The 21,589-nt window shown below is 70.3% G+C and carries 17 protein-coding genes, 1 pseudogene and 1 riboswitch; of the genes and pseudogenes, 12 read left to right on the top strand and 6 right to left on the bottom strand.

Features of this window, described 5'->3' with window-relative positions; genetic code table 11:
* Window positions 1–3: 3 nt before the first annotated feature.
* The 3 genes and pseudogenes from ACLQ23_RS21485 to ACLQ23_RS21495 all read right to left on the bottom strand — a co-directional run bounded on the left by ACLQ23_RS21485 (window position 4) and on the right by ACLQ23_RS21495 (window position 2,255).
* The gene (locus ACLQ23_RS21485; protein ID WP_425881001.1) at window positions 4–750 is read right to left on the bottom strand and encodes a phosphotransferase family protein; all 747 of its coding nucleotides are present in this window, start codon (window positions 748–750) and stop codon (window positions 4–6) included.
* Between the two features lie 19 nt (window positions 751–769).
* Window positions 770–1,078, bottom strand: a pseudogene (locus ACLQ23_RS21490) (phosphotransferase); the annotation flags it as partial.
* Complete coding sequence (locus tag ACLQ23_RS21495; protein WP_355591787.1) at window positions 1,071–2,255, bottom strand: acyl-CoA dehydrogenase family protein; 1,185 nt, start codon at window positions 2,253–2,255, stop codon at window positions 1,071–1,073. The pseudogene ACLQ23_RS21490 and the gene ACLQ23_RS21495, both read right to left, overlap by 8 nt.
* A gap of 284 nt (window positions 2,256–2,539) precedes the next feature.
* On the opposite strand from ACLQ23_RS21495, the gene ACLQ23_RS21500 reads away from it, so the two are divergent.
* The 3 genes from ACLQ23_RS21500 to ACLQ23_RS21510 all read left to right on the top strand — a co-directional run bounded on the left by ACLQ23_RS21500 (window position 2,540) and on the right by ACLQ23_RS21510 (window position 6,710).
* Entirely contained in the window at window positions 2,540–3,760 is a 1,221-nt protein-coding gene (locus ACLQ23_RS21500; RefSeq protein WP_355591784.1) for an oxygenase MpaB family protein, read from the top strand.
* 107 nt (window positions 3,761–3,867) lie between these two features.
* On the top strand, window positions 3,868–4,500 hold the full coding sequence (locus ACLQ23_RS21505; protein WP_355591781.1) for a molybdopterin cofactor-binding domain-containing protein: 633 nt from the start codon (window positions 3,868–3,870) through the stop codon (window positions 4,498–4,500).
* A 326-nt stretch (window positions 4,501–4,826) separates the two neighbouring features.
* Window positions 4,827–6,710, top strand: coding sequence for an alpha/beta hydrolase-fold protein (locus ACLQ23_RS21510; RefSeq protein ID WP_425735350.1), 1,884 nt, complete (start codon window positions 4,827–4,829; stop codon window positions 6,708–6,710).
* Window positions 6,711–6,814: 104 nt separating this feature from the next.
* Here ACLQ23_RS21510 and ACLQ23_RS21515 read toward each other — a convergent pair whose 3' ends face one another.
* The gene (locus ACLQ23_RS21515; protein WP_355591775.1) at window positions 6,815–8,008 is read right to left on the bottom strand and encodes an ROK family transcriptional regulator; all 1,194 of its coding nucleotides are present in this window, start codon (window positions 8,006–8,008) and stop codon (window positions 6,815–6,817) included.
* Between the two features lie 383 nt (window positions 8,009–8,391).
* Between ACLQ23_RS21515 and ACLQ23_RS21520 the strand changes: the two genes are divergently transcribed.
* From ACLQ23_RS21520 to ACLQ23_RS21555, 8 genes are all read left to right on the top strand, one after another.
* Window positions 8,392–9,510, top strand: coding sequence for a substrate-binding domain-containing protein (locus ACLQ23_RS21520; protein ID WP_425881002.1), 1,119 nt, complete (start codon window positions 8,392–8,394; stop codon window positions 9,508–9,510).
* 118 nt (window positions 9,511–9,628) lie between these two features.
* Window positions 9,629–10,621 carry a phosphotriesterase family protein gene (locus tag ACLQ23_RS21525; protein WP_355591769.1) on the top strand — a complete coding sequence of 331 codons (993 nt, stop codon included), beginning with the start codon at window positions 9,629–9,631 and terminating at the stop codon, window positions 10,619–10,621.
* Window positions 10,621–11,667, top strand: a complete 1,047-nt coding sequence (locus tag ACLQ23_RS21530) for an ROK family protein (RefSeq protein ID WP_425881003.1) — start codon at window positions 10,621–10,623, stop codon at window positions 11,665–11,667. Before ACLQ23_RS21525 ends, ACLQ23_RS21530 begins: the two co-directional genes overlap by 1 nt.
* Window positions 11,668–12,648 (top strand): ABC transporter permease, encoded by a 981-nt coding sequence (locus ACLQ23_RS21535; protein WP_355591763.1) that lies wholly within the window; start codon window positions 11,668–11,670, stop codon window positions 12,646–12,648.
* A gap of 19 nt (window positions 12,649–12,667) precedes the next feature.
* Window positions 12,668–13,915, top strand: coding sequence for an alanine racemase (locus ACLQ23_RS21540; protein ID WP_425881004.1), 1,248 nt, complete (start codon window positions 12,668–12,670; stop codon window positions 13,913–13,915).
* Window positions 13,912–14,712: an ATP-binding cassette domain-containing protein gene (locus ACLQ23_RS21545; RefSeq protein ID WP_425881005.1), complete on the top strand. Its 801-nt coding sequence runs from the start codon at window positions 13,912–13,914 to the stop codon at window positions 14,710–14,712. The genes ACLQ23_RS21540 and ACLQ23_RS21545 overlap by 4 nt, the downstream gene beginning before the upstream one ends.
* A 317-nt stretch (window positions 14,713–15,029) precedes the next feature.
* Window positions 15,030–15,147, bottom strand: a riboswitch (SAM riboswitch).
* A gap of 233 nt (window positions 15,148–15,380) precedes the next feature.
* Window positions 15,381–16,184, top strand: coding sequence for an ABC transporter ATP-binding protein (locus tag ACLQ23_RS21550; RefSeq protein ID WP_355591754.1), 804 nt, complete (start codon window positions 15,381–15,383; stop codon window positions 16,182–16,184).
* Between the two features lie 3 nt (window positions 16,185–16,187).
* The gene (locus ACLQ23_RS21555; protein ID WP_425881006.1) at window positions 16,188–18,722 is read left to right on the top strand and encodes an ABC transporter permease; all 2,535 of its coding nucleotides are present in this window, start codon (window positions 16,188–16,190) and stop codon (window positions 18,720–18,722) included.
* A 75-nt stretch (window positions 18,723–18,797) separates the two neighbouring features.
* On the opposite strand, the gene ACLQ23_RS21560 is transcribed toward ACLQ23_RS21555, so the two are convergent.
* On the bottom strand, window positions 18,798–20,045 hold the full coding sequence (locus ACLQ23_RS21560; protein WP_425881007.1) for a sensor histidine kinase: 1,248 nt from the start codon (window positions 20,043–20,045) through the stop codon (window positions 18,798–18,800).
* Window positions 20,046–20,720: 675 nt separating this feature from the next.
* Here ACLQ23_RS21560 and ACLQ23_RS21565 point away from each other — a divergent pair.
* Window positions 20,721–21,020 (top strand): MerR family transcriptional regulator, encoded by a 300-nt coding sequence (locus ACLQ23_RS21565; RefSeq protein ID WP_355591746.1) that lies wholly within the window; start codon window positions 20,721–20,723, stop codon window positions 21,018–21,020.
* Between the two features lie 21 nt (window positions 21,021–21,041).
* Here ACLQ23_RS21565 and ACLQ23_RS21570 read toward each other — a convergent pair whose 3' ends face one another.
* A complete protein-coding gene (locus tag ACLQ23_RS21570; RefSeq protein WP_355591743.1) occupies window positions 21,042–21,476 on the bottom strand; it encodes a DUF6223 family protein in 435 nt (144 codons plus the stop codon).
* Window positions 21,477–21,589: the final 113 nt, after the last annotated feature.

Here is a 21,589-nt window from a genome sequence, read left to right on the forward strand (position 1 = left end):
CCGTCACGAACCCAGCGCCGCGACGCCCTGCCCGTCGACGACCCGCAGGCCCATGTCCACGAGCGCCGCAGCCGCCCCGGCCATCTCCGCGGCGTCCGATCCCAGCTGGTTGCCCTGCAGATGGCGGAAGTAGATGGATTCCATGATGACCGCGAGCTTGAGGCAGGTGAGAGCGAGGCATACGTCGAGGTGGTCACTGTCGACCGGACGGATCGCCGTGTAGGCGCGCAGAACGGCTGCCCGGTCACCGAACCCGGGACGGTCGGTCACGCCGAGGGCCACCGGAACGTGCCGCCGCAGCGTGTCTCCGGGCTCGGTCCAGTAGACGAGCAGGAGCGCCACGTCGCACACCGGATCGCCACGGGTGGCCATCTCCCAGTCCAGCACCGCGCGTACCTGTGAGGTGTCCGGCGCGAGGATGAGATTGTCCAGCCGGTAGTCGCCGTGCACCAGCGCCCACGGCCGGTCGGCGAACGCGTCCGTGCGGGCGGCCAGCCAGCGCGCGAGCCGCTCGAATCCCGGCAGGTCACGTACCTTGGTCCGGGTCCACTGGGCGGTCCACAGCGTGGCCTGCCGGCCCAGGTAGCCGACCGGCTGACCGAAGGTCTCCAGATCGGTGCCGGTCAGGTCGGCGTCGTGCAGCGTCGCCAGCGTCCGGACCAGGACGTCGGTTATGGCCGCCGCGCGTTCTCGGGGGAGACCGGCGCAGTCGGCCGCCGAGGAGAGCACGACGCCGTCGACATGCTCCATGACGAGGAAGGGGGGCGCCGATGACGGATTCGTCCGCGCAGAGCAGGTGTGGCCGGGCGCTCGGCACCGCCGTTGATCGCAGGCCGTGTAGCACGCGATACTCGCGCGCCATGTCGTGCGCCTTGGGCATCACGTGGCCGAGCGGTGGCCGCCGCAGCACCCAGGACCGTTCGCCCTGGCTGATCCGGTACGTGAGGTTGCTCCGGCCGCCGGTGAGGAGTTCCGCGTGCCAGGGCAGGGCACTGTCGACCTCCGGCAGATACTGCATGAGGTACGGCACGAGGCGGCGCAGCGCCAGGCCCGGCGGATCGCAGCCCTGCTCAGCCATGCGTTGCCCCGCCTGATCGGGCGGCCTCGTACCGCCGGACAGCGCGGCGGGCCACCGCCCAACGGTGCACCTCGGATGCGCCGTCGTAGATGCGGAACGGGCGCACCTCGGCCAGGAACCGCGCCAGCGGCAGGTCATGGGAGACGCCCTGCGCGCCGCACAACTGGACCGAGCGGTCGACGATCCGCCCGACGGCCTCAGACACGAAGGTCTTGGCTATCGACGTCTCGTTGTTCGCGCGTCCATGCCGGTCGTGCGTCGCGGCGGTGGTACGGATCAGCGCCCGGCACGCCGCGATGTCGATCTCGTTGTCGGCGATGAGGTGCTGTGCCAGGCCGAGATCGGCGAGCCGGCTGCCGAACAGTTTCCGCTCGACGACGTAGCCGAGCATGATCTCGTGAGCGCGGCGGGCGACACCGAGCCAGCGCATGCAGTGGGTGAGACGGGCCGGCCCGAGCCGCACCTGCGCGTTGACGAAACCCCTGTCGACCTCACCCAGCACGGCCGACGACGGGACCCGGCAGCTGTCGAACGCCACCTCGCAGTGTCCGCCGGTGAAGCCGGCGTCGATGGTCGGGATGTGCCGGCCGACCGACAGCCCGGCCGTGCCGGCGTCGACGAGGAACATCGTCGCGGCGTCGGCGCCCGTGCGCGCCATCACGATGAAGAACGCGGCGCCGTCGGCGCCCGTGATGAACCATTTTCCGCCATCGATCACCCAGTCGTCGCCGTCACGCGCGGCTGTCGTGGTCAGCGCTCCGGGATCTGATCCGGCGCCCGGGGCGGGCTCGGTCATCGCGAACGCCGAACGAGCGTCACCGGCGACCAGTGGCCGGAGGTACCGCTCGCGTTGCGCGGGCGTGGCGATGTGCTCCAGCAGCGTCATGTTGCCCTCGTCGGGTGCCGCGCAGTTCATGACGAGCGGACCGAGCAGACTCCTGCCTGCCTCTTCGAGGGCGTCGGCCTGTTCGAGCAGGGGCAGTCCCAGGCCGCCGTATTCGGTGGGCGCCGACGGGGCGAACACGCCTGCGGCGCGAGCCCCCGCCCGAAGCTTGGCGAGGATTCCCGGATCGGTCTCGATCTCGCGCTCGACCGGAATCACCTGGTCGTCGATGAATCGCCGAACCCGCTCCGTCAGGCTCTCCGGGCCGGTGTCGACTGTCCTATCCGTACGCACCCTGTGCCTCCTGGTCGGTCTGGTCGCCCGGACGCGAAGTCCAGTGGTCGGGTGGGGCACCGACCGGCTCTTTGGTTCTGGACTGTCCGGCCAGGACGTACGCCGGAACCGGTTGCCACCGTGGCGACTTCGTGTGGCGCGACGTCCGCGCAGTTCAGATCGCGCCGTACATAGATGGCCGTCGCGATCCTCCTTGTGATCACCGGCACAGTGTGCTCTCATCTGATACACGGTCGCAACATTTGTTTCACCGTATCAATGGCCTCGACCGCGAGGAGTGAGCCGTGGAACCACTCAGCAGACGCAAGATGTTGCAGGTCGGAGGGGCCTTGGGCGCGCTCGGCGCGTTGAGTGCCACCACGCCAGCGCAGGCCGCACCATGGTCCTGGTCCCCAGTGGGCTCGGTCGCGGGTGCCGGGGCGGGCACCGACCCGCGATGGGTGTGGGACGAGGAGGCCGACCCTCTGGTCGCCTCGCTGCTCGACAGGGGCGACGCGCCGTTGGTCAACCGGGTGCTGCGGACCTGGACCAGGAACGGGCAGCCTCTGCCGGACGGCCTGCCCGCCGACGTGCGCCAGTTCATCGAGCGTGCCCGCCAGCTTCCGTCCTGGGTCGACCAGGGCAAGCTCGCCACAGCTGTGCAGTTCAACGAGAAGCGAGGGCTCTACCTCGGCGTGCTGTACGGCCTTGCCAGCGGCATGATGAGCACTGTCATTCCGAAGGAGGCCCGCGCCGTCTACTACTCCGAGGGCGGCGCGGACATGAAGGACCGCATCTCCAAGACGGCCAAGCTCGGATACGACATCGGCACGGCGAACGCCTACCAGCCCACCGGCTCGATGATCGTGACGGCCGTCAAGACCCGGCTGGCGCACGCCGGCGTGCGCCACCTCCTGCCACAGTCGCCGAGGTGGGTGGCCGTCGCCCCGGAGGACATCCCGATCAGCCAGCGAGACATGATGGTCACCTGGCACAGCCTGCCGACCACTGTGATGCGCCAGTTGAACGCGTGGCGGGTTCCGATCCCCACCCGGGAGTCGACAGCCTTCCTCCACCTGTGGCAGGTGGCCGCACACATGCTGGGCATCAAGGACGAGTACATCCCCGCCACGTGGAGCGAGGCCAACGCCCAGGCCGACCAGGTCCTCGACCCGGTGCTGGCACCGACTCCCGAGGGCATCGCGCTCGCGGACATCCTGCTCGACCTCGGTAAGGAGATCGACGCCGGCATCCTGAGCAAGCCCATCCTCGGCTCGTTCACGAGGTTCCTGCTCGGCAACCAGATCGCCAACTGGTTGCAGATCCCCCGGGAACCGCTCTGGGACACCCTGTTGCAGACGGCCTGGGGGCCGTTCATCGCCGTCCGGGAGGCGCTGCTCCCGCTTCCCCTGGCGCCCCCGTCCTACTGGCTCTTCGACGAGTTCCTGCGCAAGCTGGCACTGCTCTTCCTGTCCGAGGGGCAGCAGATCAACATCGAGATCCCGCTCGGCAACCGCCCATCCTGAACATGTACGTCGCAGTCGGGGACGCGGCCGGTGTCGCGTCCCCGACCCCTGCCGACGCACCGCACCCAGTTCGCGAGACAGCACACCGATCAGCAGTGAGAACGGCCATGGTGGAGCGCAATACCCGGGGACGCTTCCCCGGGTACGTACTGGCCGCACCGGTGCTGGTGACCGCTGCGGAGCTGGTGACGCCCCCCGGTGCTGCCGAGCTGCCGTCGTCGGACCCGACGGAGCTGCTCGGCCTCAACGGCATCATGACCGCCGTGGCGCTGACCACCTCGGCACTGATCGCTGTCGAGGTCAGTGAGGACGGAACCGTCTCGTTCGCGGTGCCCCGAGCCTTGATGGGGCAGACGGCCACCACCTCGACCGCCACCCTGATCGCCGAGGAACTCTGCGTCCCGCGGGGACGGATCCGCGTGGCACCTGCCGACGCCCGGCCGGAGCGTGCGGGCACCCTGGCTGCCGTCGGGCCGTCCTATGCGCCGATCCGGGTCGCAGCGGCCATCGCCCGACAACGGCTCCTGGGGGCCGCGTCGGCAGTGCTCGACGTACCCTTTGGCGACCTGCGGCTGGAGGCCGGCTTCGTCACCGACGACGCCGGCCGGAGAGTCGACATCGGTGCCCTCGCCACGAGGGCCGCCAGCCCGAGCACCCTCGCCGTGGCTGTGGAACTCGCCCCGCGCGACGGTCGCACCCTCGTCGGCCATCCGGCGGTCGGGCCGGCGCGCGGGCGCTAGATCCCTTGACATCGGAAGGTGTGCGCGGCCACACTAATTTTGCTAATTCGATTTAGCGCCGCATCGGGTCCAGAGAGTGCCGGAACGGGTCGTTATCGACGGGCGCGAGCCCGGGTGGCCCAGGAGGAGGCTCTTCACGTTCCACCACCACCAACCCGCGTCCCGTCCCCAGACGCCTTCAGCTCCGGTGGCTCCTCCGGTAATGAGCCGAATCAAGCGCTGCGCCCCGATTGGGGCTCGATCAGTGCTGCCCTCAGTCGACAGTGTCCGAATAGAACCGTGGGTCGGAAAGGACAAGATATGAGACTACGAAGGAGTGTGCTCAGATGAGGAAGGCGATCGGAAGGCGCGGGCTCGCGCGTGCGGTCGCGTTGCTCGCGTTCGCGTCACTCGGTGCCAGCGCGATCGTCTCCGCGCCGGCTGCCGCCGCCACCACGACCGCGCTCGTGGAAGGTGCGACAGTCACTGCGGACAGCACCTCACCGACCGGCTACACCGTCAGGTTCGTCTACCACAACCCCAACGCCACGCAGGTCCGCCTGGCCGGTGACCTGACGTTGCTCGACGTCGGCACCGGCACCACGCGGTACCAGCCGGAGGCGTGGCAGCCGGGGCGGTACCACGCCGGAGGTACCGAGTTTCTCAGGGACATGACCAGGGACCCTGCCGGCTACTGGTCGGTCTCGGTCCCGCTGCACGCCGGCAGCCTCAGCTACTGGTACCGGGTCTGGGACCCGACCCAGGGCTGGGTCAACAAGCGCATCTGGGACCCGGCTTCGACGAACCCCCGACCCCCGGGCGAGTCTTCGTTCCGGGTCCGCAACAACGACGTGCTCGACGCCGTGTACGTGCCGTACGCCGACAAGCAGAACGACCCGGTGCTGAAGGAGCGCTCGGAGTACGAGCTGCCGGTGTCGGACCCGTCGCGGCGGGGCACCGTCCGGTACATCCCCTACACGACGATCCTCGGCGACAGTGGCCACTACCTCGGTGTCTACCTGCCGCCGAACTACGACCCCAACCGGGCGCAGCCGTACAAGGTCGCGTACCTGGCCCACGGGATCTTCGGTGACGAGACCGACTTCATGGTCCCCGCGAACGTCCCGAACATCCTCGACAACATGACGGCCAAGGGCGAGATCGAGCCGACTGTGGTCGTCACCATGGGCAACCACTTCACGGGCACGAGCCTCGGGTTCGCCTCGTACAACCAGACCAACGCCGCGAACAACCTGGTCCAGACGATCCTTCCCCTCATCGAGGCCAACTACAACGTCTCGACCGAGCGGGAGGGACGTGCCTACGGCGGGTTCTCCTATGGCGGGATGACCGGCGGCGTCGTCATCAGGAACTATCCGACCACGTTCGCGTTCTACGGGCACTTCTCCGGCAACCCGTCCCTCACCACGCAGGACTACGACACCATCGCCGGCGCGGTCGGCGACGACGACCTCTTCGTGTTCCTCGGCAACGGCGTCTTCGAGGGCAACCTCAACGCCCAGAACGGCATCGCCAACAACTTCCGGGCCCGCGGGTACGACGCCCACACGACCCAGGTGCCCGGTGCGCACGACGGGATGACGGCGGGCCAGCTGTTCACGATCTTCGCCCGGGACCACCTGTGGTCAGGCGTCGACTCGGTGTCGGTGATCCCGCCGACGGAGAGCCTGACGCAGGGCTGGAACTGGACCCGGCAGTTCGCCGCCAAGGTCACCACCAACGACGGTGTGAGTCCGGCGGTGACGTGGTCGGTCACGGGCGCGACCTCGGCGGGAACTACCGTCTCCGCGGACGGTCGGCTCTCGGTGGCGGCGAACGAGACCGCTTCGGCGCTCACCGTCGTGGCGACGTCGGTGGTCGACCCGACCAAGGCGGGCACGGCCAGGGTCACCCTGACGCCTCCGGGTGCGGCACGGGTCGTCGTGAAGGCGAAGGCCGCGCCCGCGTCGATCGTCCGGGGTGGCACCTTCAGGCTGGACGTCGACCTGCGGGCGCAGACCCAGCACAAGAAGGCGCCGCCGGTGACCGGTGAGATCGCCGTGACGTTCGGCGGTAGCACGCAGGTGGTGTCGCTTACCGACGGCGCGGCCGTCGTCAACCTGCCGACCAGCGGCCTGTCGGCCGGGGGATACCCGGTCCACGTCGCCTACTCCGGTGACCCGACCTACGCCCCCACCGCGGCCGTCCATCAGCAGCTGCGGGTGCGGTAGCCCTTCGGCATGGTGGGCCGGCGATCGCAGGTCGTCGGCCCACCATCACCGGCGCCGTCCGGCCGGAGCCCCGAGTCGGGGCACGGCCCGGCGGCGTCTGACGGTCAGGCGTCCGCCGTGGCGGCCAACGCGCGCAGGTCGCAGCCGACGAGGGCGTCCGACTGGGGTACGTGGGCCAGGTCGGGCTCGGCGAGCCCGAGTCGGCCGTACGCGCTGTGCAGCGCCGCCACCACGGCGCCCAACGCGCCGGAGAGGTCCCCGAGTTCCGCGCTCTGGACGACCGCCGGGGCGGAGGGCACGATCTCTCGCAGCCGACTGCCCAGTCGGCCGAGATCGGGTGTGAGCGCGTGGGAGATGCCGCCGCCGAGGACGATCACCTCGGGTTCGTAGGCAACCACTGCGGCGGTGAGGATGATCAGCAGCGCCTGCTCGACGTACTGCTTGACCGGCACCAGGCGGGGATCTCCGGAGTGGAAGACGTCGGCCGCGTTGTCGAACGGTAGGCCGAGGTCGCGGGCGCGGGCGAGGATGCCGGGCCCGGTGATGATCTGTTCGAGTGCGCCGCCCAGAGGGCCGGCCGGCAGATGCCCGAACTCGCCCACCATGCCGCTGCGGCCCCGGAACAGCCGCCGTTCGATGGCGACGCCGGCGCCGAGCCCGGCCCCGATCGTGAACATCACAGCGGTCTGCGTGTCGCGCGCCGCGCCGAAGCGCAGCTCACCCAGCAGTGCGTAGTTGGAGTCGTTGTCCACCTCGATGCCGGTGGCCAACCGCTTCTCCAGCAGGCGAAGGAACTCCGGATCCTCGACCTGGGGAAGGTTCGGCGCGTTACGGACGGTGCGGTCGTGCTGCCGAACGGCACCGGGCAGCCCCACCGCCACGCAGTCGAGCCGGTCGAGATGGTCGCCGACGGTCTGCCGGATGAGGTCGGCCAGCCAGTGGGCCAGCCGGGGGGCGTCGTAGTCGGCCGGGGTGGGGACCGTGCGGCCCACAAGCGGTGTGGCGGCGAGGTCGGCCACCACCAGTCGGACGTTGGAGCCGCCGACGTCGACTCCGCAGACCACGCCCCGTCCGGCGGCGATCGCCACCCGTGTCGCCCGCCGGCCCCGGGTGGTGCTCGGGGTGCCGTCGCTCTCGGTCAGCAACCCCTCGTCGAGAAGTTGCTCGACGATGCGCGAGACCGTGGCGGGGGAGAGGTCGGTCTCCTGGCCGATGGCGGTACGGGTCACCGGGCCGTGGGTGAGTACGTGCGTCAGCACTGTCGACCGGTTCGCGCGTCGCGGCGCCTGTGCTTCCACGTCCACCTCCCCTATTTCTTTCCGACCGAATGTTAAGGCTGCGCCCTGGCCGCCGCAACACCCGAGCGCGTGTCGGTTCGCCCGGGTCTCGGGATGCCGCCGGTGACTCGCGCCGTCCACTGCATTTCCGCCGTAGCCGGACACATGACCATCTTTGTGGTCGAAACGCGTGGCTGAAATCTCCGGGCGGGCCTCTTGACTGGTGTGAGCAGGGACGTTAATACTTTCATCCTGAACGGAAATAGAGGCCGCCGCCCCGCCGGTACGGACCGGAGCCGGGGTGACGGCACGGGTCCCTTGTCACGTGCCGTGCTGGTCACGTCGGAACCCCGTCTCAGTCCGGAGCCACCGGCTCCGGGCCCGTTGCTGTGGAGGGAAGAGCTATGAATCTCACCCGTAGGCGTGGGGCAGTTCTGGGCGCGATCTGCGCCCTGGCGCTCATGGTCAGCGCCTGCTCGACCGAGACGTCCGGTGATGACGGCGGCGCGTCGAGCGGTCCTCGCACCGAACCGAGCCTGTCGTTCGTCGGCCCCGGCGGGGAGACGCCCACCGCCGCCGACCAGCTTTCGCTGACCCCCGAGGAGCAGCAGAAGGTCAAGGACGGCAACTTCTCGGCCGCGTTCGTCTGGCACGAGGGATCCGCGCTGACCAAGGCTGTGGAGTCCGGCGTCCGCAAGGAGTTCGACCAGCTCGGCATCAAGGTGCTGGCCAGCACCAGCGCCGAGTTCGACGCCGCCCGGCAGGCCAACAACCTGCAGACCGTCCTGGCGCTCAAGCCCGACCTGATCGTCACGATCGCTGTCGACCCCACCGCGGCCGCGGCGGCCTTCAAGCCCGCTGTCGACGCCGGCGTCAAGCTGGTCGTGATGACCACCCCGCCGAAGGGCTACAAGGCCGGGGAGCAGATCGTCGGCATCGTCACCGCCGACCTGACCGCGTTCGGTAAGGCCAACGCGGAAATGCTCGGCAAGGCGCTCGGCGGCAAGGGCAAGGTCGGCTACATCTACCACGACGCCGACTTCTGGTTCACCAACCAGCGGGACAAGGCGTTCAAGGACTGGCTGAACTTCCTCTACCCCGACATCAAGATCGTCGAGGAGAGCGGGTTCTCCGACCCGGCGCGCACCGAGGACATCGCCACCGCGATGTTGACCCGCCACTCCGACCTGAACGGCGTCTACGTCGCCTGGGCCACCGCCGCCGAGGGCGTGCTCGCCGCGACCCGGCAGCAGGGTCGTACCGACGTCAAGATCGTCACGAACGACCTGGAGGCGAACCTCGCCGCCGACCTGGTCAAGGGCGGCAACATCGTCGGCGTCGTCGCCAACGGCTCCACCCGGCTCGGCCAGAGCCTGGGCATCGTCGGCGCCTACGGGCTGCTCGACAAGAAGGCTCCCGAGCTGGTCGTCGGATCGCCGATGGCCGCCACCAAGGAGAACATCGCCGATGCCTGGCGCGACGACTACGGCCAGGAGCCGCCGGCCGAGGTGCGCGCCAACTAACAGCAGGTGACGCGAGGCCCGGGGGCCTCTCCCTGACGAGACCCCGGGCCTCACCCCGGCCGCGCGACACGGCCGGGTCCGCGAGCCCTCTGCGAAGCGCGATGGAAGGAAAAGCCAGATGGGGTACGTCCAGACAGTCCTCGGGCCAGTGTCCCCCGAGTCGCTCGGCCGGGTGCTGAGCCACGAGCACCTCGGCGCGCTGGTGCCCGGGCCGTGGCTGTCCGGCGGCGCCGGCGACGACCGCGCGGACCTCGCCGTCGACGCCGTACGCGGCCTGCCGGAACTGGGCTTCGGCACGATCGTGGACCTGTCCCCGTACGAGGTGGTGGGCCACGACGTCACACTGCTGCGCGAGGTGGCCGAACGCACCGGCCTGCACGTCGTCGCCGGATCGGCGATCTACCTGGAGCCGTACTCGCCGGGCTGGGCGCTGAACGCCAGCGTGGACGAGATGCGGGAGCGGTTCGTCGCCGACGCCACGATCGGGGTGGGCGACACCGGAGTCAAGGTCGGCATCTTCGGCGAGCAGGCCACCGGACTCAACGAGATCACCCCGCACGAGGAGAAGTGCCTGCGTGCCGCCGCCCGCGCCCACGTGGCCACCGGGCTGTCGGTGAACACCCACACCACGCACGGCACGATGGCGCTGGAGCAGGTCGAGATCCTGCGCGAGGAGAAAGCCGACCTCTCCCGCATCGTCATCGGCCACCTGGACATCAACCCCGACCCGGACTACCTGCGGGCGGTGCTCGCGACCGGCGTCAACATCGCCTTCGACACCCTCGGCAAGCAGTTCTGGGACTTCGTGCTCGCCCCGCTGCCGGACAACCCGCCCGAGGGTGAGTTCGGCAAGCGGGCGTACCACCGGCCCGACCGTGCCCGGTTGGACATGCTCGCGGGGCTGGTCCGCGACGGGTACGCCGACCGGATCCTGCTCTCGATGGACCTGACCGGCGCGGAGGCGTACCTGAATCCGGGCACGCACGGCCGCCTCGGCTACTCGTACCTCGGCCAGGAGATCGTGCCGGGCCTCGCCCGGCTCGGTGTGCCGCCGGAAGCGCTCGACGCGATGCTGGTGGCCAACCCGGCCCGACTCCTGACGGTCGGCTGATGGCCGGCCACCCGAACCCGCGGTCCGACTCGACCGGGTACGTCGCCGGTGTGGACCTCGGCGGCACCAAGCTCCGGGCCGCGATCGCGGATCTCGCCGGTCACATCGTGGCCGAGGACGTGCTGGCCACCGACCCGCGCGGCGGGGTGGCGGTCGTCGCGCAGATCGACATGCTGCTCCGCGACCTGGCCGTCCGGGCCGGCATTCCGTGGTCCGACGTCCGGGTCAGCGCTATCGGCCTGCCCGGCGCCCCGGACCCGGCCACCGGCACCGTCGACCTCTCCCCGAACGTCTCCGAACTCGGGTCCTTCGACATCCGGGCCGAGTTGACCAGCCGGCTGGGTCACAGGGTCGTGCTGGACAACGACGTCAACATGGCAGCCGCCGGAGAGCGGTGGCTGGGCAGCGGACGTACCCATCGGCATTTCGTCTTCGTGGCCGTCGGCACCGGGATCGGCATGGGCATCGTGCTCAACGGCGAACTGGTCCGCGGCGCCCGCGGCGCGGCGGGGGAGATCTCCTACCTGCCACTGGGCACCGACCCGTTCGATCCCGCGAACCAGGTCCACGGCGCGCTGGAGCAGGCGGTGGCCGGCGCTGCCCTGGCCGCCCGCTACCGGGCGGTCAGCGGCGAGCAGGCAAGCGTGCCCGATGTCTTCGACCGGGCCGCGGCCGGCGACGAGGGCGCCCGGGCGGCCATCGACGAGGAGGCCCGCTTCATCGCGTTGGCAATCGTCGCGGTCACCGCCGTCCTCGACCCGGAGGCGGTCGTCCTCGGCGGCGGGATCGGCTCCCGGGTCGAGCTTGTCGATCCGGTCCGGCGTTGGGTCGCCGCGTTGAGCGCGGACGCCCCGGAGATCAAGACCAGTCTGCTCGGCGACCGCGCCGGCCTGCTCGGCGCCATCGCGGTCGCCCGTAAAGAGGCCGGCGTCCACAGCGGTCCGCCGACCGACCACGACCTGCCCGCCCACCTCGGTTCGGCGGCGCGGCCCGTTGCGACCCAGCCCGGCTGGACCGCCTCTTTCGAAACAGCGGAGGGACGATAGATGACCCAGACCGATGCTGCGGTGAAGGCCAGAAGCGGGCCGGCCTGGAGCAGGTTCAACTGGCGCGACTACGTGGTCTACATCGGCTTCGCCGTCGTGTTCCTGTTCTTTGCCATCACGCAGGGCAGCAATGGCTTCCTCACCACCAGCAACCTCACGAACATCATCATCCAGACCGCGCCGATCACGGTCATGGCGGTCGGCCTGGTCTTCGTGCTGGCAGCCGGTGAGATCGACCTGTCCATCGGCTCGGTCGTCGCGCTCTCCGCGCTGGTCGGCGCGGTGACGTTGCGGGAGACCGACAGCATGCTGCTCGGCGCGGCGGCCGGGTTGCTCGCCGGCGCGGCGGTCGGCCTGGTCAACGGCGTCTTCGTCACCCTCGTGCGGCTACCGTCCTTCCTGGTCACCCTCGCCACGATGGGTGCGGTGGCCGGTCTGGCCCGCGAGGTCACCGGCCTCCAGTCGGTGCCGGTCGGCAACGACGCGTTCCTCGCGATCTTCGGCCAGGGCGAGATCTTCGGCATCCCCGGCCTGGTGCTCTGGTCGGTGGCGGCAGTGGTCGTCGGCTACCTCGTGCTGCGGCAGACCCGGTACGGCGCGCACACCCTCGCGATCGGCGACAACGTGGGCGCGGCCCGGGTAAGCGGCATCAACGTGGTCCGCGTCAAGATCATGGTGATGATGGGCAGCGCCATGTGCGCCGCGATGGCCGGTCTGCTCTACGCCGGCCGCTTGCAGGGCGCCCGGTACACCCTCGGCGAGGCAGACCTGATGACCGTGATCGCCGCGGTGATCGTCGGCGGGACCAGCCTGTTCGGCGGCAAGGGCTCCATCGTCGGGGCGCTGCTGGGCAGCCTGCTCATGGGCATGCTCAACAACGGCCTGATCCTGGCCGGGCTGTCCGTGTCCCAGCAGATGATGGCGCGCGGCGCGATCATCCTCGTGGCCGTCTCCCTCTCGCTGCGCGAGCGGCGCAGCTGACCCGGAAGGAAGCTGACGCATGTTTCTGGATCTGCTGCGACGCCGCAACCCGGGCCTTTTGGCCGCTGCCGCGGACCTGCACGGCAGGGGTGACCTGCCGACCAACTGCTATGCGCTGGACCTGGACACCGTGGCGACGAACGCCGCCGCCATCAAGCGTGAGGCCGACCGCCACGGGCTCTCCGCGTACGCGATGACGAAGCAGGTCGGGCGTAACCCCGACTTCTGCCGGACGATCCGCGACGCCGGCATCACCGACGCCGTCGGCGTGGACCTGCAGTGCGCCCTGGCCGATCGACGCGGCGGGCTCGGCATCGGTCACCTCGGTCACCTGGTGCAGATTCCCCGGCACGAGGCAGCCACCGCGGCCGCGCTCGCCCCGAGATACTGGACGGTCTTCAACGACACCAGGGCCGGCGAGGCGGCCGCCGCGAGCGCCGCCGCCGGCCGGGAGCAGGCGCTGCTCGCCCGGATCAGCGCCCCCGGCGACCGTTTCTACCGAGGTCACGAGGGTGGCTACCCGGCCGACGAGATCGTCGCGGTCGCCGACCGGCTCGACGCCCTTTCCGGGGCACGGTTCGCCGGTGTCACGAGCTTCCCGACCCAACTGTTCGACCCGGCCGCCGGCCGGGTGGTGCCGACTGCGAACCTCGAAACCCTGCGGACCGCCGCCACCGCGTTGCGCGACGCCGGGCGGTCCCACGTCGAGATCAACGCCCCGGGTACGACGTCCACAGCGATCCTGGGCATGCTCGCCGAGGCGGGTGCCACGCAGGTCGAGCCCGGTCACGGGCTGACCGGCACGACGCCCTGGCACGCTGTCACCGACCTGGTCGAGGAGCCCGCCGTGCTCTACGTCAGCGAGGTGTCCCACCTGTGGGACGGCCGGGCGTACGTCTTCGGTGGCGGGCTCTACGTCGACCCCGTGCTGGGTCTGGGCGGCACGCGCGCCCTGATCGTGCCCCGGGGCGGTGGTCTGGACGACGCGCACCTGGTCGACGTGGAGATGCCCGCGCCGGAGGCGATCGACTACTACGCAATGGCTGACGTCGGCGCGGTGCCGTCCGTCGCACCCGGCGACACCGTCCTGTTCGGATTCCGCCCGCAGGTCTTCGTCACCCGGGCGCTGACCGCGGGGGTGACCGGCGTGCGTTCCGGCGCCCCGGCCGTCACCGGCGTCTACGCCGCCGACGGGTCGACGCCGATCCGGCTCGACGACAGCGACCCGCGCACCCACGCGTCCGGCAGCACAGGGAGGGCATCATGAGCACTGTCACCCAGAACACAGTCCCGGCCGGTGACGCGGCCGGCACGGGCGCCCCACCGTTGCAGCTGCGCGACATCCGCAAGCAGTTCGGCGGGGTCGTCGCGATCGAGCGGTTCAACCTCGAACTGGCCGCCGGTCAGATCACGGCGCTGGTCGGTGACAACGGCGCCGGCAAGTCCACCCTCGTGAAGATCATTTCCGGGGTGTACCAGCCGACCGAGGGCGAGCTGCGGATTCACGGCCGACCGGTGACGTTCCGGGACGCCTCCGACGCCCGACGGCAGGGGGTCGAGGTCGTCTACCAGGACCTGGCCCTTGCCGACTCGCAGCCGGTCTACATGAACATGTTCCTCGGCCGGGAGTTGACCCGCGGCCCGCTGCGGCTGCTGGACCGCCGCCGGATGGCGCGGGAGACCCAGGAACTGGTGGATGCCCTGGACGTCCGCATCCCCAGCGCGAAGGCGACGATCAGGGACCTCTCCGGCGGGCAGCGTCAGGCGGTGGCGATCTGCCGAGCCACCCACTGGGCGAGCGGCCTGGTGGTGATGGACGAGCCGACCGCCGCGCTGGGGGTGGCCGAGACCGCCAAGGTGGAGCAGCTGATCATGAAGTTGCGGGAGCGGGGCGCCGCAGTCCTCGTCGTCAGCCACAACCTCGACCAGGTGTTCCGGATCGCCGACCGGGTGGCCGTGCTGCGCCGTGGCCGCCAGGTCGGTGTCCGCAACATCGAGGAGACCAGCCGCAACGAGATCGTCTCGATGATCACCGGTGCGTCGGGCGAGGTCGAGCAGTCCTGAGCCCCGGCTGCTGTTGGTGAAGCCGGGGCGTCACCAACAGCAGCCGGCCAGGCCGGCGACCAGTGCGCCGTGAACAGGAAGTCGACCTGGGCCTGCCGGAGGCCGGCGAGGTCACGGGCGACGGGCACGATGCCGTAGCGGTTGAACGCGTCGACGTTCGCTCCGAGCGAGGGCGGCCACCATCGCTGCCACTCACGCAGCTCGTTTGAGCGGCGCGCGCCTGCGAGACGTGTCTACAGGGCTCGCAACCCAGCCACAACCAACGGCTTCGTGTCGTGCCCGTCGGCACGGCGAACTCGCCTTCCGGTGCCAGGAGGCACCCGCTCTTGCCGGGCCGCGGCTCGCGGTCGGCCGGGTCTTCCCCCGGGGCACCGTGCGCGTGGCGCGGTTGCCGGGTCAGCGAGCCGGGAGGCTTGACGCTTACCACTCGTGACGCAGACGGAGCGTAGAGAGCATCGCCGTCGAACGCGTTCGGGCAGCTGGTAGTGCCAGCACTACGCCGGGAGTACGGCACGGGGGATGGCTGCCGTCCGACGACCCGCATACGTTCAGGTGCAAGGAATTCCGGACGGAAGGGTTCGACCTGACACGTTCGGTCTCGCGACACGGGGCCTGGCGTGGTTGTCGCTTCGGCATGCCACCCAGAGCGCCGATAAAGGAAAGAAACTATGAGCACGGATGTCTACCGTTCCCCGATCCCGGTGCCGGCGGCTGCTGCCGGGCCGATTGCCGTCCGGGTCGAGAGCCTGGTCAAGGTCTATGGGTCCGGGCGTCAGTCCGTCACAGCGCTCGCCGGCGTGGACGCCACGTTCGAGCGCGGCACGTTCACGGCGGTGATGGGCCCGTCCGGCTCGGGCAAGAGCACCCTCCTGCACATGGCGGCGGGTCTGGACCGGCCGACCTCCGGTCGTGTGTGGATCGCCGAGGAGGAGCTGTCGCGGCTGTCGGAGACCAAGCTGACAAAGCTGCGCCGGAGCAGGATCGGCTTCATCTTCCAGGCCTTCAATTTGATCGGCGCGCTGAGCGTCGAGGAGAACATCCACCTGCCGTTGCGGCTGTCCGGGACGCCGGTCGACGCGGCGTGGCTGCGGGAGGTGGTGCAACGGGTGGGGCTCGCCGATCGGTTGCGTCACCGACCGGCGGAGCTGTCCGGTGGGCAGCAGCAGCGGGTGGCGATCGCCCGCGCGCTGGCGATGCGTCCTGACGTGATCTTCTCCGACGAACCGACCGGCGCCCTGGACACGCAGACGGCGGCGGAGGTGCTGACCCTGCTGCGGTCGGTGGTCGACGATTCCGGGCAGACGGTCATCATGGTGACCCACGACCCGGTGGCCGCCTCCTACGCCGACCGGGTACTGGTCCTCGCGGACGGTCGGATCGTGCGGGACATGCCCCAGCCGGGCGCGGAGCGGATCGCCGAGCAGTTGGCGTTGCTCGGCCGCCGCCCCGCAGGCACCGCGCGGGAGGTCTGAGCCGTGCTGAGACTGGCCGCGCAGATGCTGCGCCACCGTATCGGAAGCGCCGTCGCCACCCTGGTCGCACTCACGCTCGGCGTCACGATCCTGACGTCAATCGGCCTGCTGGTCGAGTCCGGACTGCGCTACCAGCCCACACCACAGCGGTTGGCCGCCGCGGACGTGGTGATCGCCAACCGCGAACTCACCGTCACCAACAGGGAATTCGACGGCGAGATGGTCACGACCACTGTCGCCCTACCCGCCGGCGGGACCGTTCCGGTCGCGCTTGCCGATCGGCTCCGGCAGGTGCCCGGAGTGGCAACCGTAGCCGTCGACAACTCCTTCCGGGCCGTCGTCTCGACACCGGTGGCGACGGAGGCCACCGGCCACGGCTGGAGCAGTGCCGGGCTCACGCCGTACCGGATCGTCGCCGGCAACCAGCCTGGCGCCGACGACGAGGTCGCCGTCGACGTCGGGCTCGCCACGACGTCCGGTTCCACAGCGAGCCCCGGTGACCGGATCGCCATCCTGGTCAACGGCGGCGTCCGCGAGTATCGGATCAGTGCCACCGTCGAACGGACGGTCGCCGGGGACGGGCCGGCGGACGCCCTCTTCTTCACCGACACCCATGCCGTGCAGCTGAACCCGCACCCGGGCCGGGCCGACGCGATCGGAATCATCCTGGCGCCCGGCGCGGACCGCACCGCAGTGGTGGCCGAGGCTCGCCGAATGTCCGCCGAGGTCGGAGCGAAGGCGTACACCGGTGTCGAGCGCGGCAAGCTGGAGCAACCCGAGGCTCTCGCGGCGGGTGCCCTGCTCGTGGAGATCGGGGCCGTCTTCGGTGGCTACGTCGCGCTGCTCGTCATCTTCGTCGTGGCGGGAACCATCGGCCTGGCGGTACGCCACCGACGTCGCGACCTCGCCCTGCTGCGGGCCATAGCGGCGACACCGGGTCAGGTACGACTGATGATCCTCGCGGAGGTCGGCCAGCTGAGCATTGCCTCCGTCGTGCTGGGCGTGCCGGCGGGCCTGTTCGCGACCGGCTGGGTGCACCGGCAACTGGTGGAGCGGGGCTTCATCCCCGAGGGCTTCCCGATCACCGGCGGTGTCGTCTCGACGGTGGCGGTGGCAGCGGCGACGATCCTGGTGGCCGCGGCGGCGGCGTTGATCGCGGCCCGCCGCACGGTACGGATCCGACCGACCGAGGCACTCGGTGAGGTGTCGGTGGAAGCGCCGCGCAACAGCAGGACCCGGCTCTATTTCGGCCTGGGCGCGCTGGCCGGCGGCCTCGCGCTCACCATGTTCACGACGGCCGCCGGTGGCCAGGCGGCTCTCGGTGCGGCGATCGGCATGCTCTACACCTTCGTACTCGCGGTGGCCCTGCTGGCACCATGGATCAACCGGTACGCGGCCCGCGCGCTCGGTCCGGCCCTGCGGGCCGCCTGGCGGGAGAGCGGATACCTGGCCTCGGCGAACCTGCGGGCCAACGCGCAGGGAATGGTCACCGTGCTGACGGCGCTGGTGCTGTCGGTCGGCTTCGGAGGCTCGGTCTGGTTTCTCCAGGACAACCTGCAACGCCATACGATCGCGCAGAGCCGTGACGGGATACTCGCCCAACACGCGCTGGTTTCCGCCACCGGGCTACCCGAGACCGCGGTGGACGAGGCCCGCGCGACTCCCGGGGTCGTCGCGGCGACCGGCATCCGACGTACGTCCGTTCTGATGTCCTGGCTGAGCGAGGTCGAAGTGGTCGGCGCTCAGGGCATCGATCCCGAGGGCGTGGAGCAGACGATGGACCTGAAGGTCAGCGACGGCAGCCTTGCCGAACTTCGTGGCGAGAGCGTGGCCCTGTCCAGCCTCCGAGCGTCGTCGCAGGGTGTCGACGTCGGCGAGCAGGTCTCGATGTGGTTGGGCGATGGCACGCCTGTGACGTTGCGGGTGGTCGCCATCTACGAACGGGGGCTGGGTTTCGGTGACGTGACCCTCAGCCGGGAGACGCTCGACGGGCACACGGCGACTGATCTCGACGACCAGGTCCTGATCCGAACCGAGTCGGGCGGCGACGCCGGCGCCCTCGCCAACCTCGTCAGCCGCTACCCGGGCAGCGGACTTGTCGACACCAGCGCCATCAACGCTCAGTTGGCGAAGGACCTGGCGCTCAGCGCCTGGCTGAACAAGCTCCTCATCGGCGTGATGGTCGGCTACGCCGCCCTCGCGGCCGCGAACACGATGGTCATGGCTGCACTGGCCAGGGGGCGCGAACTGGCGCTGCTCCGTCTGGTCGGAGTGACCCGGCGTCAGGTCAAGCGGATGGTGCACGCCGAACAGGTCGGCCTGCTCGGGACGTCACTGCTGATCGGCGGAGCCATCGCCGCGATCTCGCTGATCTCGGTGGTGCGGACCCTGACCGGAGAGCCCGTGCCCTACGTGCCCCTGGCGGGATGGATATCGATCATCGTTGGTACCACGCTGCTGGCGCTGGTCACCACCGTCCTGCCCATCGGCGCACTGCTGCGCACACCGCCGGTCCACGGCATCGGAATCAGGGAGTAGACGGGAGGTCGTCGAGCGACTCGGCCCGCAGCAGCAGGGCCAGCCCTTCGCGCAGCAGAGGATCGTCTTCGGCGATCACGATCCGCACGGCAGCTCCACCTGTATCGTCGTCGGCCCGCCGGGCGGGCTGGTAAGCGAGAACCGTCCGTCGTACGCCTCGACCCGCTGCCGGATGCCGGTGATCCCCGAGCCGTCGCGCTCAGCGGCACCGCCGTGGCCGTCGTCGCTCACCAGCAGCAGCAGCTGCCCGCCCTCGGAGCGCACCGTGACGGTGGCGGCGGTGGCGCCGCTGTGCTTGTTCACGTTGGTAAGCGCCTCGGCCACCACGAAGTAGGCGGTGGCCTCGACGGAGGTGGCGCACCGACCGGGCATGTCGATGTCGACCCGGCACGGCACGGCGCTGCTCGCGGCCAGGCCGTTGAGGGCGCCGGTCAGGCCGCGGTCGGCCAGTACCGGCGGCAGGATGCCGCGCACGACCGTACGCAGCTCGGCCAGCGCCTGCTCGGCGGCGTCCTGCGCCCGCTCCAGGACGGCCGTCGCAGACTCCGGGTCCCGGGCCAGCGCCCGACGGGCCGCGCCGAGCAGCACGTTGACCGCCACCAGCCGGTTCTGTGTCCCGTCGTGCAGTGACCGTTCGATGCGGCGCAGCTCCGCGGCGTGGGCGTCCAGCGCGCCAGCGCGGGTGGCGGTCAGCTGTGCCACCCGCAGCGACAGATCGGCGCCGGGAGGTGGCGCCAGCAGACGACGGCCGGGCCGCGCCTGGAGGCGGGCCATGCCCGGCCCGACGGCCAGGCCGACTGCCAGCCAGCCGATGCCCAGAACTCCCGCCCCGAGCGCGTCCAGGAACCCGTCGATCCGCCAGGTAAGCAACCCCGGCCCGTGGGAGCCGGGCGGCAGCAGCCAGAACCACAGTGGGAACGTGACGCCCTGCAGCGCGTACAGGGCGATGACGAGGGCGAGCAGACCGATCAGGAAGCCAGCGAAGGCGTGTACCGCCAGCCAGCCCAACTCCCGCCGTACGGCGTAGTCCCGCAACGCGTCGCGCAGTCCGGCCGGCACCGGCCCGGGATTCACGACCGGCGGACCCCAGCGGGACAGGCGGTCCCGTTCGCGGTTGGCGACCGCCCGCACCATCCGCAGGGTGGGCGACGGGAGGAAGATTCCGATACCGATGACGTGGGCAAGCCCACCGAGCGCCAGTAATGACGTGCTCAGCCCGCCGACGAGATGCTCCAGGGCATCGACCGCGAGACGTATCCGGTCGTTCAGGTAACGCCGGCCGGCGTGGAAACGCCTGCCAGCGGCCGAGTCCTCGAATGACACCGCACCTCCCCGCCAGACCATAGGACACCGGTCCGGGCCGGGCGACGGCGCGGCCGTGAAAGCGCTGCTGGCGGTGCGACGTCACCACCCGCGGCAGCGCGCCACAGAGAAAAACTTGTGCCCGTTGTTGTAGATATTCTCGGCCGGTCCGGTTAAGGTATCTCTCGTTGACAGCAGAGGAACGTAAAGACGCGGACGACCTGACCGATTGCGAGGTCGCGACGGGCAGAGGGCTGGAAGCCGGCGCACATCGCCGCTTTCGCCCGCACGGCAGTGCAGATAGGCACAAGCTCCGGTCGACATGACGGAGGGTCGCAGGTGGGGCCGAGGCACGTTCAGGGCTCCAGCTGACAGTTCGTCGCCGACGTGTGGGGCCACGAAGTTGCGTGGGGCCTCCACGCGGGCGAGCAGTTCAGGCAATGGAAGCAGAGGAAAGGGAGGGTTCCACACCGTTGGATCGCCCGCTACCGGTCGCTGTTCGGGCCGGGCGGACACCGCAGTTTCCATCGAACGAGAGGTGGTCTCCGGTCACGCTTATGCGATCCTCGCACCCGTTGCCTGCACAGCAGGCTGGTGCGGAAAGGACAAGCCGACGTTCTCGTCGGTAGATGGTGTTCAAACCCATAACCCTGGGCCCCGGCGCGTCAGCGCCGGGGCCCTCGACATGGAGGTCAGATGGGCCAAGGACCCGAGGACATGTTCGGCGACGAGGACTTCCCCGCGTACACGATCGGTCGCGCCGCGGAGATCGTCGGCACCACCCAGGAATTCCTGCGCAGGCTGGACGAGGCGAAGCTGATCCACCCGCAGCGCTCGGCCGGCGGGCACCGCCGCTACTCCCGCTATCAACTGCGACTGGCCGCGAGGGCCAGGGAGATGGTCGACCAGGGCACGGCGCTGGAAGCCGCCTGCCGCATCATCATCCTGGAGGACCAGCTCGAGGAGGCCCTGCGGCAGAACCAGAACGGTAGGTGACCACAGCCGCGCCCGGCCACGTCAGACGGTGCGCCGGGAGCGGCTCAGTGCGATCGAACCGAGGCCCAACGCGGCCACGCCCAAGACCAGAGCCACGTACGCGCCGCCACGCCCGTTGCCCGTGCCGATCCCACTGTCCGAGGTGACCACCACGAGCGCGCCGAGCGCCACGCCGACCAGTCCTGTCGCCAGGGCCACGGCCGCGCCGAGCCGACCGGTGGCGGTGCCGACGCGACTTGCGGGACGGGCCAGGGACAACGCGCCGATGATGACGCCGACCAGTGCCACCACGGCTGCCACGGAGGCCCCGAGCCGCCCGGCACTCATTGTGACGCTGGCGGCGACCGGCTGAGTCGACGCGTACGCGGCCGCCGGTGCGGCGAGCCCGCCGACCAGAGTGGACGCGACGACGGCGACCACCAGCCGGGCGGTTGACAGATTCCCTGACGCGTTCATGTGCCACTCCTTCGTCGTCAATCGTTGTGCTCCGATCCTGGCGGTGGGCGGGCCGCGGGTCGTCCGGCGACGGGACGCCTTCTCGCCTGCCGTCGAGGGCGTACCCGCCTGCC

The sequence above is a fragment of the Micromonospora sp. DT41 genome, from assembly GCF_049841715.1.
Taxonomy (GTDB): Bacteria; Actinomycetota; Actinomycetes; order Mycobacteriales; family Micromonosporaceae; genus Micromonospora; species Micromonospora profundi.

What these genes read in the sequence shown, in the direction of transcription:
- ACLQ23_RS21505 (WP_355591781.1), top strand. Translation starts at nt 3,868, where the DNA reads ATGGTGGAGCGCAATACCCGGGGACGCTTCCCCGGGTACGTACTGGCC.
- ACLQ23_RS21550 (WP_355591754.1), top strand. Translation starts at nt 15,381, where the DNA reads ATGAGCACGGATGTCTACCGTTCCCCGATCCCGGTGCCGGCGGCTGCT.
- ACLQ23_RS21525 (WP_355591769.1), top strand. Translation starts at nt 9,629, where the DNA reads ATGGGGTACGTCCAGACAGTCCTCGGGCCAGTGTCCCCCGAGTCGCTC.
- ACLQ23_RS21530 (WP_425881003.1), top strand. Translation starts at nt 10,621, where the DNA reads ATGGCCGGCCACCCGAACCCGCGGTCCGACTCGACCGGGTACGTCGCC.
- ACLQ23_RS21540 (WP_425881004.1), top strand. Translation starts at nt 12,668, where the DNA reads ATGTTTCTGGATCTGCTGCGACGCCGCAACCCGGGCCTTTTGGCCGCT.
- ACLQ23_RS21510 (WP_425735350.1), top strand. Translation starts at nt 4,827, where the DNA reads ATGAGGAAGGCGATCGGAAGGCGCGGGCTCGCGCGTGCGGTCGCGTTG.
- ACLQ23_RS21520 (WP_425881002.1), top strand. Translation starts at nt 8,392, where the DNA reads ATGAATCTCACCCGTAGGCGTGGGGCAGTTCTGGGCGCGATCTGCGCC.
- ACLQ23_RS21545 (WP_425881005.1), top strand. Translation starts at nt 13,912, where the DNA reads ATGAGCACTGTCACCCAGAACACAGTCCCGGCCGGTGACGCGGCCGGC.
- ACLQ23_RS21565 (WP_355591746.1), top strand. Translation starts at nt 20,721, where the DNA reads ATGGGCCAAGGACCCGAGGACATGTTCGGCGACGAGGACTTCCCCGCG.
- ACLQ23_RS21485 (WP_425881001.1), bottom strand. Translation starts at nt 750, where the DNA reads ATGGAGCATGTCGACGGCGTCGTGCTCTCCTCGGCGGCCGACTGCGCC.
- ACLQ23_RS21570 (WP_355591743.1), bottom strand. Translation starts at nt 21,476, where the DNA reads ATGAACGCGTCAGGGAATCTGTCAACCGCCCGGCTGGTGGTCGCCGTC.
- ACLQ23_RS21535 (WP_355591763.1), top strand. Translation starts at nt 11,668, where the DNA reads ATGACCCAGACCGATGCTGCGGTGAAGGCCAGAAGCGGGCCGGCCTGG.